The organism is Halarcobacter ebronensis, assembly GCF_013201825.1.
Classification (GTDB): Bacteria; Campylobacterota; Campylobacteria; order Campylobacterales; family Arcobacteraceae; genus Halarcobacter; species Halarcobacter ebronensis.
In genome coordinates this window covers 2,903,218-2,918,272 of record NZ_CP053836.1, presented here as the reverse complement: position 1 = coordinate 2,918,272, position 15,055 = coordinate 2,903,218, and the positions used below count along the sequence as shown (strand labels likewise).

Annotated in this window: 12 protein-coding genes; 9 read left to right on the top strand and 3 right to left on the bottom strand. The window is 28.8% G+C overall.

Annotated elements, in window-relative coordinates:
* Position 1 precedes the first annotated feature (1 nt).
* The 3 genes from AEBR_RS14225 to trmA all read right to left on the bottom strand — a co-directional run bounded on the left by AEBR_RS14225 (position 2) and on the right by trmA (position 3,150).
* On the bottom strand, positions 2-850 hold the full coding sequence (locus AEBR_RS14225; protein ID WP_129087069.1) for a flagellin N-terminal helical domain-containing protein: 849 nt from the start codon (positions 848-850) through the stop codon (positions 2-4).
* Positions 851-1,128: 278 nt separating this feature from the next.
* On the bottom strand, positions 1,129-1,977 hold the full coding sequence (locus AEBR_RS14220; protein WP_129087068.1) for a flagellin N-terminal helical domain-containing protein: 849 nt from the start codon (positions 1,975-1,977) through the stop codon (positions 1,129-1,131).
* Positions 1,978-2,028: 51 nt separating this feature from the next.
* Positions 2,029-3,150 (bottom strand): tRNA (uridine(54)-C5)-methyltransferase TrmA, encoded by a 1,122-nt coding sequence (gene trmA, locus AEBR_RS14215; protein ID WP_129087067.1) that lies wholly within the window; start codon positions 3,148-3,150, stop codon positions 2,029-2,031.
* 64 nt (positions 3,151-3,214) lie between these two features.
* On the opposite strand from trmA, the gene AEBR_RS14210 reads away from it, so the two are divergent.
* Genes AEBR_RS14210 through AEBR_RS14170 form a run of 9 tightly spaced genes read left to right on the top strand, consistent with a single transcriptional unit; the run spans position 3,215 to position 15,047 of the window.
* The gene (locus tag AEBR_RS14210) at positions 3,215-4,747 is read left to right on the top strand and encodes a helicase-related protein (protein ID WP_129087066.1); all 1,533 of its coding nucleotides are present in this window, start codon (positions 3,215-3,217) and stop codon (positions 4,745-4,747) included.
* Between the two features lie 52 nt (positions 4,748-4,799).
* Complete coding sequence (locus AEBR_RS14205; RefSeq protein WP_129087065.1) at positions 4,800-6,740, top strand: ankyrin repeat domain-containing protein; 1,941 nt, start codon at positions 4,800-4,802, stop codon at positions 6,738-6,740.
* A 1-nt stretch (position 6,741) separates the two neighbouring features.
* A complete protein-coding gene (gene glmU, locus AEBR_RS14200) occupies positions 6,742-8,037 on the top strand; it encodes a bifunctional UDP-N-acetylglucosamine diphosphorylase/glucosamine-1-phosphate N-acetyltransferase GlmU (protein WP_129087064.1) in 1,296 nt (431 codons plus the stop codon).
* On the top strand, positions 8,037-9,308 hold the full coding sequence (gene coaBC, locus AEBR_RS14195) for a bifunctional phosphopantothenoylcysteine decarboxylase/phosphopantothenate--cysteine ligase CoaBC (protein WP_129087063.1): 1,272 nt from the start codon (positions 8,037-8,039) through the stop codon (positions 9,306-9,308). The genes glmU and coaBC overlap by 1 nt, the downstream gene beginning before the upstream one ends.
* Positions 9,301-9,984 carry a di-trans,poly-cis-decaprenylcistransferase gene (locus AEBR_RS14190; RefSeq protein ID WP_129087062.1) on the top strand — a complete coding sequence of 228 codons (684 nt, stop codon included), beginning with the start codon at positions 9,301-9,303 and terminating at the stop codon, positions 9,982-9,984. Before coaBC ends, AEBR_RS14190 begins: the two co-directional genes overlap by 8 nt.
* Positions 9,971-10,732, top strand: coding sequence for a prepilin peptidase (locus AEBR_RS14185; RefSeq protein ID WP_129087061.1), 762 nt, complete (start codon positions 9,971-9,973; stop codon positions 10,730-10,732). The genes AEBR_RS14190 and AEBR_RS14185 overlap by 14 nt, the downstream gene beginning before the upstream one ends.
* Positions 10,729-11,751 (top strand): LptF/LptG family permease, encoded by a 1,023-nt coding sequence (locus AEBR_RS14180; RefSeq protein WP_129087060.1) that lies wholly within the window; start codon positions 10,729-10,731, stop codon positions 11,749-11,751. Before AEBR_RS14185 ends, AEBR_RS14180 begins: the two co-directional genes overlap by 4 nt.
* On the top strand, positions 11,752-12,474 hold the full coding sequence (gene truA / locus AEBR_RS14175) for a tRNA pseudouridine(38-40) synthase TruA (protein ID WP_129087059.1): 723 nt from the start codon (positions 11,752-11,754) through the stop codon (positions 12,472-12,474). It begins immediately after the preceding gene.
* Complete coding sequence (locus tag AEBR_RS14170) at positions 12,474-15,047, top strand: sensor histidine kinase (RefSeq protein WP_129087058.1); 2,574 nt, start codon at positions 12,474-12,476, stop codon at positions 15,045-15,047. Before truA ends, AEBR_RS14170 begins: the two co-directional genes overlap by 1 nt.
* Positions 15,048-15,055 lie beyond the last annotated feature (8 nt).

Below are 15,055 nucleotides of genomic sequence, written 5' to 3'. Positions count from 1 at the left end.
ACTATTGTAATAGTTTAAGTACGTTTTGTTGTACTGAGTTAGCTTGAGAAATTGCATAAGAACCAGCTTGTGCAATGATATTTTGTTTATTAAAGTTAGCAGATTCCGCTGCATAATCAACATCTCTAATAACAGACTCAGCTGCTGATATGTTTGTTGCTTGAGTCATTAAGTTTCTTACCGCTGACTCAACTTGGTTTTGAGTAGAACCTACATCCCCTCTATATCCATTTAAGGTAGTAATTGCAGAGTCAATAGCAGTTTGGAATGTTCCAGCACCACCACTAGATAATCCACCAGCATTAACCGATGCTTTAAGTGCAGTAAGACCTAATCCTGTAACATTAGATTGAATTGTACTTGCACTAATAATATCACTTGATGTCTCACCAACTTGGAAAGATAGAGTAGCCGATGCAGTAGTTGCTGTTGCACTATTTTGTAACAAATATGTACCATTATAGTTTGTTTGTTTAGCAATATTATTTAATTGATCTAAAAGTTTATTAATATCTTTTGCAATTGAAGTTCTACCATCGGCTGATGTAGTACTTGTATTAGCTTGTACTAATTTAGCTTTAATTGTATCAAGAATATTTGATTGCTCAGCCATTGATTTATCTGCAATTTGAAGTAATGAAACTGCTGAATTTCCATTATCAACACCTTGATTAATTGATGTTGCTTGAGTTCTTAATTTATCTGCAATTGCAAGACCAGAAGCATTGTCAGATGCTTTATTAATTGATAAACCTGAACTTAATTTTTCTAGAGAACTAGAAAGTGTTTTGTTTGTGTTTGTTGCTGCCTCTTGTGCATTAAGAGACGATACGTTTGTATTAATTCTCATAATAAATCCTTTCGATATTATGACACATTGCAAACTTATTATTTGCAGCCAATTGACCTTCTTGTTTTACCAAGCATGAAGATTACTTCTTGGAAGCCATTGCCCCTACATTTTTATTTTACACAAAAGAAACAGATATAAAAATCTGAATCTAGATTGAAGCTTTCACTTCATATACTCAATGAGAATTATGGCACACCAATTCTTAAAGTTAGTTTAAATTAAAAAAAATGAAAAAATTTTAGTAATAATATAGTAGCCTTGAAGCTACTATAATATTACTGAAGTAGTTTTAAAACATTTTGTTGAACTTGATTTGATTGAGAAATTGCATAAGAACCAGCTTGTGCAATAATATTTTGTTTATTAAAGTTTGCAGATTCTGCTGCATAATCAACATCTCTAATAACAGATTCTGCTGCTGTTATATTAGTTGCTTGAGTCATTAAGTTTCTAACTGCCGATTCTATTTGATTTTGAGTAGAACCTATATCTCCTCTATATCCATTTAAGGTAGTAATTGCTGAATCAACTGCTGTTTGTTGTGAAGATGCTAAAGTTTGTGTTATCCCTCCTGCAGAAACAGAAGCTTTAAGTGTATTTAATCCTAAGCCTGTAACATTTGATCTTATTGTCGCAGTGGTAATTGCATTTCCTGCATTTTCTCCAATTTGAAAAGTAAGAGCACCTGAAGCAAGTGAAGAAGTTGCACTGTCTTGTAGTAGATAACTCCCATTATAGTTTGTTTGAGAAGCAATATTATTTAATTGGTCTAAAAGTTTATTAATATCAGCTGCAATTGAAGTTCTACCTGATTCAGAAGTAGTATCAGTATTTGCTTGAATCAGTTTTGCTTTAATTGTATTAAGAATATTTGATTGCTCTGCCATAGATTTATCTGCAATTTGAAGTAATGAAACAGCTGAATTACCATTATCAACAGCTTGGTTAATAGATGTAGCTTGTGTTCTTAATTTATCAGCAATTGCAAGACCAGAAGCATCATCTGATGCCTTGTTGATTTTTAAACCAGAACTTAATCTTTCCAATGAAGCCGTCAATTCATTATTAGTATTAACAGCAGCTTCTTGGGCATTAAGAGACGAGACATTTGTATTAATTCTCATATCTGTTCCTTTTGTGTATTTTGAGTATGAATAATATTATCTAAGCAAAGTTTAAATTTTGGTTAAAATAACACCAGATTCTATATGTTCTGTATATGAAAATTGATCAAAAAGTGCAAATTTAATTATATTGTGTGTTTTTATCAGCTTTTCAAGGTCTCTATGCAATGTTTCTGGGTTACATGAAATATAAATTATTTTTTCAAAATTTGAAACTAATTCTCTTGTTGTATCATCTAATCCAGCTCTTGGTGGGTCAACAAAAATTGTATCAAAATCGTAACTTTTTAGGTTTATGTCTTTTAGTCTGTTAAATTCTCTCTTCTCTTCTAAGGCTTCAACAAACTCTTCGGCACTCATTCTTATAAAATCTATATTTGTAACTTCATTTAATTGACAATTTTTAAGGGCAGATTTGATTGAAGTTTTAGATATCTCAGTTGCAAGAACTTTATTGAATTTTTGACTTAATGCAATTGTGAAATTCCCCCCTCCACAATATAGTTCACACAAATCTTTATTTGATTGTTCAAGGTTGCTTAATACCCAGGTAATCATTTTTTCATTTACTTTGCTGTTTGGTTGAGTAAAGCCACCCTCTTGATATAAGAATTTATATTTTTTATTATCAATATTAAGCTCTTCATTAATATGTTCTTTTGATAAAATAACTTTTTGACCTCTACTTCTACCAATTATTTTAATATTTAATAATTTTTCAATCTCTTTTGCTTTTGTTTCCCATAATAGATCAAGTTTTTTATGATAGATTAGTGTTACTAACATATCATCTATTGTTGAGTTTAAAAATTCAACTGCATAGAGTTTATGTTTTAAAATTTCATCTTTTTTAATCTCTTTTAAAAGTTTGTGCATAATCTCTTTTATATGCAAAGTTACTATTTCACAACTATTAATTTCAACTGGCTTTTTATCAAAACCCGTCATGGCATAAGAGATTGTTGGATTGTTATTTTCATCAAAGCTTTTCCAGATTCTAAATTCTGCTCTGTTTCTAAAGTTTTTTTCATCACTTTTTATGATTTCAAACTCTAAGTTTGTTAGATTGCTAAACCTATTTTTCTCCCTTTGAATCTTGAAATTTAGTTGTTCTTCATAAGATTTGTCATAAAGTGTACAGCTTCCACATTTGCCAAAATATTCACAATGCATTAATTTCCCTAATGTAATAATTTGATTTAATCTAATATTATATTCTATTTACTATAATACTCACATGAAAGAGACTTTCCAAGAACAGCTACAATCACTGCTAAACTGTGATTTAAAATCCCTATTCCCACTAGCAAGAAGTATGAATAGAAAACTAAAATTTTTTGTTGGTCCTACTAACTCAGGAAAGACCTATAGTGCAATGAGTGAATTAAAAAGTTTAAATAGTGGAGTATATTTAGCCCCACTTAGACTTTTAGCACTTGAAGGGTATGAAGATTTAAAAGAGAATAATATTGAAGCTTCTTTAATAACAGGAGAAGAACAACTAATTGATGAAGATGCATCTCACGTTTGTTCAACAATTGAGATGTTGGATTTTAATTTAGATGTTGATTTGGCAATAATTGATGAAGTTCAGATGTTAGAGGATGAAGATAGAGGTTGGGCTTGGGTAAATGCAATTATTGGAGCTCCAGCAAAAACTGTTATTATGACAGGAAGTGTAAATGCCCTTGATGCGGTTAAAAAAATTGCTCAATATTTAGGCGAAGAGCTTGAAATAGTAAAATTCCAAAGAAAAACTCCACTAAAGGTATTGGCTAGATTTACCTCATTTGAACATTTAGAAGAGGGGACTGCCCTAATAGCTTTTTCAAGAAGTGATGTTTTAAAGCTAAAACAAAGACTTCAAAAAAAATATAGAGTATCTGTAATTTATGGGAATTTATCACCTGAAGTAAGACGTGATGAAGCAAGAAGATTTAGGGAAAAAAGAAGTGATATTTTAATAGCAACAGATGCCATTGCAATGGGACTTAATCTTCCAATAAAAAATCTTCTTTTTACAACTGATACAAAGTTTGATGGTAAAAGTAGAAGAAAATTAACTGTAAACGAGATTGTTCAAATTGCAGGTCGTGCAGGAAGATATGGTCATCATCAAGTGGGATTTTTAGGAGCAACAAGAAGGGATGTTTTAGCTTATATAAAAGAGGAGTTTGAACAACCAATAAAAACAATAAAACCTCCTTTTAATGTAAAAATGAGCAGTGACCAGCTTTTAGACTTATCTTCACATATAAAAACAAACTCTTTAACAAAAATTTTAAAATTTTTTAATAAAAATATGAAGTTTGATGGTCCTTTTAAAGCTGCTAACATAAGTTCAATGATTGAGGCTTCAACAATAGTTGATAATAAAGAAAAGTTAACATTAGAAGAGAAGTATCTTTTATCACAAGCTCCAATTACAGCAAAATCTACAATTATTATTCAAGCGTTTGATGCTTATGTTGCAGCTGTAGTTAAAAAAAGAGTGTGTAGATATAAGCCTTCAATTACTCTTCCTAAAAAAGCAATCACACAAAAAGATTTGTTATTAGTTGAAGATGAAGTAAAAAAAATCTCTTTATATCTGTGGTTATCATATAAATTTCCAGATATTTTCCCAGATTATGAAAAGGCTGTCATTTTAAGGGATAGTTTTAACTCATTTATTGAAAAATCCTTAAAAGCAAATTTAAGAGCAGATATAGAAAAGAAGCCTATAAGCAGAGAGTTTAAACCAAGGGCTTTTAGAGGAAGAAGAGATTAATTAAAAATTATTTTGGTATAATCTATGACTTATATAAGTTAGGGGTTTTTATATGCTGGGCATATTTAAAAGTGATAGTGCAGAGTTACTTCAAAGAGAACTTTTAAAAGATTATATTGATGAGAAAAAAGTACAATCAATTATTGACAGCGGAGTAAACTTAAACAGAAGAGATGCAAAAGGTAGAACAATTCTTTTTGATTTAGCGGCAAAAAGAAGAATAGAGTCTATTAAGATATTGATTCAAAATGGTATTGATATCAATGCAGAAGATAATTATGGGAAAACTGTTTTAAGTGAAGCTGTAGATAAAATGGATGGAATGATGATAAGATTCCTCCTTGATCAAGGTGCTTCAATTAATCATATCAATTCATCTGGTAGAACAATAATGCATGATGTGGCTTTGGAAGATAATGAAAAAGCCTTTAAAATTTTAATGACTAAAAATCCTGATTTATTAATTACTGACCATTATGGGAAAACCGCACTTTTTGATGCAGTTGAATGTGGAAACTTAGAGATTATCAAAGAGATTGTAAATAATATAGACGATATTAATATTGTTGATAACAATGGGCAAACAGTACTTTTTACAGCTGTACTAAAAGAGAATCCAGAAATTACCAAATTTTTAATTTCAAATGGAATAGATGTAAATGCATTAGACAAAAAAAGACAAAATGCTCTGTTTAATGCTGTTATTTTAGGTTCTCAAAATATTGATACCATTGAACTTCTTCTAAAAAGAGGTGCAAATTTAAATATAAAAGATTTTTCAGGGAAGACTATACTTGATGAAATTTTAAAAATTCTCTCTATTTTGAAAGATGAAGATACAAAAACTGAGGGAAAATATAAGCTTGTAACAAAAGAGAGAAATTATCTAAAGCTTACAGGAATTCTTATTGATTTAGGTTTGGCTATTGATAGGGTTGATGAGTATGGTAAAACAGTACTTTACAAAGAAGTTGATAGAGGAAACTTAGATACAATTAATTTTTTAGTTGCATCTGGTGCTGATATTAATGCTCAAGATAATGAAGGAAGAACGGTACTTTTTGATGCTGTATTAAAAGGATCAAAAAATATGCAGATGATTGACCATCTAATCTCGCTTGGTTCAGATGTTGATCATAGAGACTTCAATGAAAAAACAGTTATAGATGAACTTGCAGAAGCAGTTTTAATCACTATGAACCATAAAAAACCAAGTTCAAGAAGATTTTTTGAGATTGATGATACTGAAAACTATATTCCTATGCTTAAAAAAATGCTTCTTTTTAAACCAAGAATAAATGACCAAAGATCAGATGGAAAAACAGTTATTTTTGATGCACTAATTGAAAACAATCTTGAGCTTATAAGAGTTTTAGTTAATGCAGGAGCAGATTTAAATTTAATTGACAATGATAATAATACTCCGCTATCTTATTTGGTAGATAGAGGATTAAAAATAGTAAACCAAAAAGAGAAAGAGAACTTTTTGGAGAGATTAGTTTTTGTTCTTAAATATAGAGTTGATGTAAATATTATAGACAATGATGGAAGAACAGTAATTCATAAAGCAGTACTAGCAGATAATATGGAAGTTGTTGAAAAACTACTGACAAAAAAAGTTAATCTAAATATAAAAGACAAACAAGGGCGTACGGCATTAATGCATACTCAATGGAAGGGTAACTATAAAATTGCCAGACTTCTTATCTCAGCAGGAGCAGATATTAATGAACCTGACTACGCTGGTTTTACACTTTTAAATTATGCAGCTATTTTAGGGCATACAAAGTTAGTTATTGTTCTGATTATGTCTGGTGTATTGATGTACAATCACAATAAAAAGAGCAAACCAGTTGCCAAGTTTTTTAAAGAGAGAGAAAAAAATCTAGATAAGCTTTTAAATGCAAATATTACAGATGAAAAGATGAGAAAAGCTATAGAAGAGGTTACTCAAAACCTTAAAAAAGAGATAGAAGAGACACTGAAAGGGTGAGATGAATAAATCAATTATTATTTTAGCAGCAGGTGCTGGAACAAGAATGAAATCTACTTTACCAAAGGTATTGCACAAGATTTCAGGTAAACCAATGCTTTATTACTCAATTAAAGAGGCTTTAAAAATTAGTGATGATATTACAGTTGTACTTTATCATCAAGCAAAATTAGTTGAAGAGAGTATAAAAAAATATTTTTCAAAAGATAATATAAATTTTGTAATCCAAGATCATGAAAATTATCCAGGGACAGGTGGTGCTGTTATGGGAATAAAACCTAAATATGAAAAGACTTTAGTTTTAAATGCAGATATGCCACTTATTCAAGCAAATGAACTTGAAAAGTTTGATTTGGAAGCAACTATTGTTATGTCAGTTTTAAAGTTAGAAGATGCATCTGGATATGGAAGAGTAGTTATTGAAAACGGGAATGTAAAGAGAATTGTTGAACAAAAAGATGCAAAAGAGAATGAACTTAAAATAACAACGGCAAATGCTGGTATTTATCAGTTTGACACAAAATTTTTACTTGAGAATTTGCCTAAACTAACTAATCATAATGCTCAAAAAGAGTATTACATAACCGATTTAATAGAGTTTGCAATCTCTCAAAAAAGAGATTTAAAACCTATTTTTGTTAGTGAAGAGAATTTTAAAGGTGTTAATTCAAAAGTTGATTTAGCCTTGGCTGAAGTAATCCATCAAAATAGAATCAAAAATGAGTTTATGAGTAACGGTGTTATTATGAGACTACCTGAGACTATCTATATAGAAGAGGGTGTAAAAATAGAGGGAGAATCTATAATAGAAAATGGAGTTTCTCTTCTTTCTAATGCAGTTATTATTAACTCACATGTTAAAACAAACTCTATTGTGGAGGACTCAACATTAGAAGATTCAGATATTGGACCAATGGCTAGAGTAAGACCTGGTTCATATCTAAAAAATACCCATTTAGGAAATTTTGTTGAAGCAAAAAAAGCAAAATTAAATGGGGTAAAAGCAGGGCATTTATCATATCTTGGTGACTGTGAAATAGATGAAGGAACAAATGTAGGAGCAGGTTGTATTACTTGTAACTATGATGGAGTAAATAAACACAAAACCATTATAGGAAAAAATGTGTTTATAGGTTCAGATTGTCAGTTGGTTGCTCCTGTAACAATAGAAGATGAGGTAATGCTTGCAGCAGGAACTTGTGTAACGAAAGATATTTCAAGTGGAAATTTGGCAATAAATAGAGCACCAATGAAACTTGTTAAAAACTTTTATTATAAATTTTTTGGGAAAGAGTAATGCTTTTAAAAGAGAAAAATATACTTTTAGCAGTCACAAGTTCAATTGCAATATATAAAAGTTTGGAATTAATAAGACTATATGTAAAAGCTGGAGCAAATGTAAAAGTGATTATGAGTGAAGCTGCAAAAAAATTTATTGCTCCACTTACTTTTGAGGCAATTTCAGGAAACAGAGTTTTAAGTGAAAAGACAGAGTCGTGGGATAAAAGTGATGTCTATAATCATATTGATATAGGAAAATGGGCGGATATTTTTGTAATTGCTCCTGCAACTGCAAACACTATAAACAAACTAGCAAATGGAATTGCAGACAATCTTTTAACCCAAGCAGCTTTAGCATATCCAAAAGTAAAACTTATTGCACCAGCAGCTAATACAAATATGATAAAGAATCCAATAACTCAAGCAAGTTTAAAGATGTTAAAACTTTGCAATTTTGAAATAATCTCTTCTCAAGTAAAAGAGCTTGCATGTAAAGATGTTGGTGATGGAGCTATGGCTGAACCAATAGATATCTTTTATGAAACAGCAAGAGAACTTTTAAAAGAGAACTATTGGCTTGATAGAAGAGTTGTTTTAAGCGGTGGCGGAACCATAGAAAAGATTGATGAGGTTAGATATATTTCAAACTTCTCATCAGGCAAAATGGCATCATCAATGGCTTTAGCTCTTTATCTAAAGGGTGCAGATGTCTGTTTAGTTACAACTAGAGGTCATGAGAATTTACCAAAAGCAATTCACACAATAGCTGTTAGTTCAAGTAATGAAATGTATGAGTATTTGGTTGACTCAATAAGGGTTGCAAAAAAAGGTAAAATGAGTAAAACAACACTTATGGATGACTCAAAAAATAGTTTAATAAAGAAAAAACCATACCTTTTTATGGTAGCAGCAGTTAGTGATTATGTGCCTAAATTTCCCCAAGAAGGTAAACTAAAAAAAGAGCTTCTTGGAACAAAGTGGAATCTTGAATTAAGTCAAAATATGGATATTTTATCTTCACTTGACAAAGAAGGAATATATAGTATTGGATTTAAAGCTGAGATGGATGACACTGTGGCTTTTGATAATGCGAAATCTATGCTAATGAAGAAAAAAGTTGATGCAGTTTGTCTAAATAGTCTTAAAAACAGCGGTTCTTTTGGAAGTGAGACAAATAGTATTGAACTTATATTTGAAGATAGTTCTTATAGTTTTCAAGGTGAAAAATTAGAGATATCTTTAGAGATAATTGAAAGTTTAAAACAAGAGTTTTCATCTGATGAGTAATAAAATACCAAAACATATTGCCATTATAATGGATGGTAATGGAAGATGGGCAAAAGAGAGAAACTTAAAAAGAACAGCAGGACATGAAGAGGGAGCAAAAAGAGTTAGAGATATAACAACACACTGTGCAAAAATTGGAGTTGAATATCTAACTTTATATGCTTTTTCAACTGAAAATTGGAATAGACCTAAATTAGAAGTTGAGTATCTAATGAAGCTTCTTGAAAAATATTTAAAAAATGAGCTTCAAGTATATTTGGATAATGGAATAAAATTTAAAGCAATTGGAGATATATCTAAATTTTCTAAATCCCTTCAAAATATAATTAAAACAACCCAAGAACAAACTTCTCAAGGGAAAAATCTTACACAAATATTAGCTTTAAATTATGGTTCGCAAGATGAGATATTAAGGGCAATAAAAAAGTTAAATGAAGAGAAACTTGAAATAACAAAAGAGAATTTTGAAAACTGCTTAGATACAGCAGGAGTTCCAGATGTTGATATGCTAATTAGAACAAGTGGTGAGATTAGATTATCAAACTACCTTTTATGGCAAAATGCCTATGCCGAGCTTTTCTTTGTAAATACATTTTGGCCTGAGTTTTCTCCAAGAGATTTGGATGATTTGATTAGTGACTTTAATCTAAGAGAGAGAAGATTTGGCGCTCTTTAGTTTTATATTTGGAGCACTTATAGGCTCTTTTTTAAATGTAGTAATAAATAGATTACCCCTAAAAGAGTCTGCTGTTTTCCCAAGAAGCTACTGCCCAAAATGTAATCATAAAATATTTTGGTACCATAATATACCAATATTTTCATATATTTTTTTAAAAGGGAAATGTGCTTATTGTCAAAAGAGTATTTCAATAAACTATTTAGTAGTTGAACTTTTATCCGCATTTCTAACTTTGGCACTTTTTTTAAAAATAGGTTTAGAGTTGAATCTATTCTTATCTTTAGTATTCTTTTATACATTGATAGTATTGTCTTTTATAGATTTTAAATATAAAGCCGTTCCAGATTATCTTCTTTTAATAGTATTTCTTTTATCTTTTTTTATTACGGAATTTAGTTTAATAGATGCTCTAAAAGCTTCATGTATCCTTCTTGGTGCCTTTGTTATTTTAAACTTTTTAATAACTTTTTATATTCAAAATATAAAAGCAAAAATATTAAAAGATGAGAGTTTAAAAACACAACAAGCTTTAGGTGAGGGGGATTTTCCAATCTTAGCGGCAATTGGGGTAGTTTTAGGATTAAAAGGGGCTTTTGTAGCTATATTTTTATCATCTATTTTTGCTATAATACCTTCAATCTATTTTAATATCAAAAAAAAAGATATTCAAACACCATATATTCCATATTTAGTTTTAGGGTTTATTGTTGAATATTTTTTCAATATATCAAGGGTTTTTAATTGAAATTAAAAAAATATTTATATACACAATTTTCAAACACATTTTTTCCAATATTTTTTGGTTTGTACTTTATCACATCAATTGTATTTTTAGTAAAAATAGCAGCATTAACATCAGTAATAACAATAGATTTTTATGAATTATCTATACTTTATATGTATGTTGTGCCATCTATTCTTTTCTATACTCTTCCTGTAACTTTTTTTATTTCAATGGCTATTACTTTTTCAAAACTTTCAAGTGAATATGAGCTTATAGTTATCACCTCTTTTGGTTTAAATCCAACAAAAATTCTGAAGATTTTTTTCCCTATGACATTTTTAATCTCTCTTTCATTGCTTATTATCTCTTTAGGTTTAATGCCCAAAGCAAACTATGAAAATCAAAATTTTATAGAGAAAAAAAAGGCAGAAGCAAATTTTAATATCAAAGCTTCAGAATTTGGACAAAATTTTGGCTCATGGCTTATTTTTATTGATAGGAAAGATGATAAAGATTATCACGATGTAAAACTTTTAAAAGTAGAAGATAAACAAGATCAATTTGTAATTGCAAAAAAAGCAGTAATGGATAATAATAATGGGGATTTGAGTTTTAAACTAACTGATGGTAAATCTTTTAGTATAAAAGAGAATGAGTTAAACCAAATAGATTATACAAATATGATTCTTTATAATAGAGTAAAAAATAGTGATGTATGGTTTGATTTTACTACGGCTTATGAGTATTGGATGTTTTATTTAACTGAAACAACCATGTATGTGGATAAGTTTACCTTTAATATTTTATTATCAATTTTTCCTCTAGTTTCAATTTTTTTAACTGCTGCCTTTGGATACTATAATCCAAGATATGAGAAGAGTAAAACTATTCCATGGTCTGTTTTTTTTATAGTAATTTATTACACTACAATTAATTTCTTATCAAAATCAATTTATTATCATGCCCTATATATAGTTCCTTTTGTATGGTTAATTCTTACTTACTTTTTATATAAACACTTTGTAAAAAAGCAGTACTAAATGAATGCCAAGTTTACTATTTCTTATGATGGAACTAGTTTTCAAGGTAGTCAAACACAGCCAAATAAATTGAGTGTTGAGGATGCTCTACAAAAGGTATTTAAATCTTTAAATATAGATACAAAAATAGTTTTAAGTGGAAGAACAGATAGAGATGTTCATGCAACAGGGCAGGTTTTCAATTGTAATCTTCCTTCTTATTGGGAAGAGTTATTAAAACTAAAAGAGGCTCTAAATAGACAACTTCCTCTAAGCATAAAAATCAAAGATATTGTAAAAATTGATGAAACTTTCCATGCGAGATTTAGTGCAAAAAAGAGAGTTTATAGATATTTAGTTACAAAAAAAGAGTTAACTGCATTTAATTCAAAATATTTATGTAGCCAAAAAGAGTTTGATGAAGAAGAGATAAAAAAGGCAATAAAAGAGTTTGTAGGTATTTATGATTTCGAATATTTTCATAAAACAGGAAGTGATAAAGAGAATACAGTAAGAGAAATTTTCGATGCAAGATTTTATAGATATAAAGATATCTATGTATTTAGATTTTGTGCAAACTCATATCTTCGTTCTCAAATAAGATTGATGGTAGGTTTTTTACTAAAAATTGGAGAAGGAAAACTTTCAATTGAGGATTTAAAAGACCAATTAAATAAAAAAAGAAGAGTTTTTAAAACCCCCGCATCACCATATGGATTATATTTAGCAAAGGTTTATTATTAATGTTTAAAGATAGAAAATTTTATACTCTTTCAGATATAAAAAAACATCTAATCTTTACACCCTTAATCTTTGTTTTTATAATTGCTGTTTTGTCAATAATAATCACAATACTCTCATTAGAATTTAAAAAAAGTAATGAAATCTCACTTTTGATTCAAGAGGATAGTTTTCAAAAAGAGAAGATTTTAAATCAATTTATTGATGATATAAAATTTAATGCAAGTTCCTCTTTTGACAATGAGGAGACCTCTTTAAGAGAAGCTGTAATCTCTTTGTATGGTTTTATTAGTTATATGGATAAACAAATAGATGAATCACAAATTAATAAAAAAATAACAGAACTTGAAGAGATTAGTGGCTTTGATTTTGTTCTTTTTAAAAAAGACTCTGATGAGATTTTGCATGGTATACAAATTATTGATTATCTAAAATCAATTACTGATACAAGCTTGGAGATAAAAAATTTTAGACACCATATGTTAAGAAATATCTCTTATATTGGAGTTGACAATCTTATTTATTGGATTGATAAACAAAAAAGAAAGATTAGACTTAGTTACTTTAAACTTTTGGATAAACAAGGTTTATATTTAGGGGCTTTTTCTAAAATTGATGATATGAAAGATACTACAAGAAGAGTTATACAAAACTCAATTGTACAAAAAAGTAAATATTATAATGACAGCTATTTTTGGTTTTATGATTATGATTTAGGGTATGTTTTTAACTACTATAACAAAGGGCAGAAGCTCGATGCAAAATATATTTTGGAAAAAGATAGATTAAATAGTTCAAATGTAATTTTAAAAAAATATAGACAAAAAGAGATTCAAGAGGAGAGTGTAAACACCTATAATTTTATAAAATATAACTTTTTAGTATCTATAAAAAGTAATTTTTTAGCTTCAAAAAGTGTTGATATTGAACATGAATATAATTCAAAACTCTCAATATCAATTGCCATAATCTCCTTAATTGCGCTGTTTTTAGTTGTTGCATCTTCTCTTTTCGCAAAATTTATTAATAAAATCATCTATAGATACAATAAAAGATTAGAGACTAAAAATATAATGTATAAAAAGTGGAAAGAGAGATATGAATTAGCAATTATTGCCTCTAATGATGGACTTTGGGATATAGATTTAAAGAGTAATCACATATATTTTTCAAAAAAATGGTTAGATATGTTTGGTTATAAAGATGGAGATATAAATAAATTAGATGAGTGGTTTGATTTAATACACAAAGATGATGTTTTAGAAGTTAGAAGAAAGTTTGAAAATCATCTAAATGGTATAACTGAACACTTTATTTGTGAATATAGAATAAGAAATAAAGCAAACAAATATAAATGGATATTAGTAAGAGGGAAAGCCTTTTATGATGCCAATCACAAACGAATGCTTATGATGTCTATGGATATTGAACAGAGAAAAAAACTTACAAAAGAGTTACAATATGTAGATTTGCTTGTGGAATATGGAAGAATAGTAATCTTTAAATGTAAAAATGATGAAGAGTTAACCATTGAATATATCTCTAAATCAATCAACTCATATGGATATATTCCTGATGATTTTGAAAGAAGAAGAGTTAAGTATTTTGATTTTGTTTATGAAGAAGATACAAAGGTTTTATTAGAAGATTTAAAATCGGCTATGAAAAATGATGATAAATCTTTTACAAAAATCCATAGGGTAAAAGATAAAAATGGTGAGATAAGATGGGTTTTTAATAGAACAATATTTCTAAAAGATGATTTTGGAAATGTAACACATCTTTATGGTTATATAAGTGATATTACCCAGATGAAATTAACAGAAGAGCAACTAAAAGAGAAAATAAATGAAGAGGTGGAGAAAAATACCCAAAAAGATAGAATTTTAGTGCATCAAAGTAAACTTGCAGCAATGGGAGAGATGCTTGGAAATATTGCACACCAATGGAGACAACCTCTAAATAATATCAATCTTTTAGTACATTTTATTAGGGATAGTTATGGAACACTCTCTAAAGAGCATATTGATGAAGTAGTAAAAGATGCAAAACTGCAAATTGAGTATATGTCGCAAACAATTGATGACTTTAGAAATTTCTATCAGCCAAATAAAGACAAAATCAGGTTCTATTTGAAAGAGTCAATTGAAGATTGTGCAAAAATAATAGAGACACAGCTTGAAAAAAGTAAATTATCATTAAAAATAAAAGGGGACAAAGTCTCTTTATTTAACTATAAAAATGAGTTTCAACAAGTTATTTTGAATATTTTAAATAATGCTAATGATGCAGCAATTATTAAGAAAAAAACAAAAGAGTTTTCTCCTTGGATAAATGTTGATATAGAAAAAAACAGAGATAGTGTAGAGATTAAAATTTCAAATAATTGTGGTGAAATACCAGAAAATATAATAGATAGAATTTTTGAACCATATTTTACAACAAAGTTTGAAACTCAAGGAACTGGAATAGGGCTTTATATGGCAAAAACAATTATTGAAAAAAATATGTTAGGAGAGATTTTGGTAAAAAATATAAATGGCGGAGTTATGTTTATTATCGTTTTACCACTTTAAAATAATTT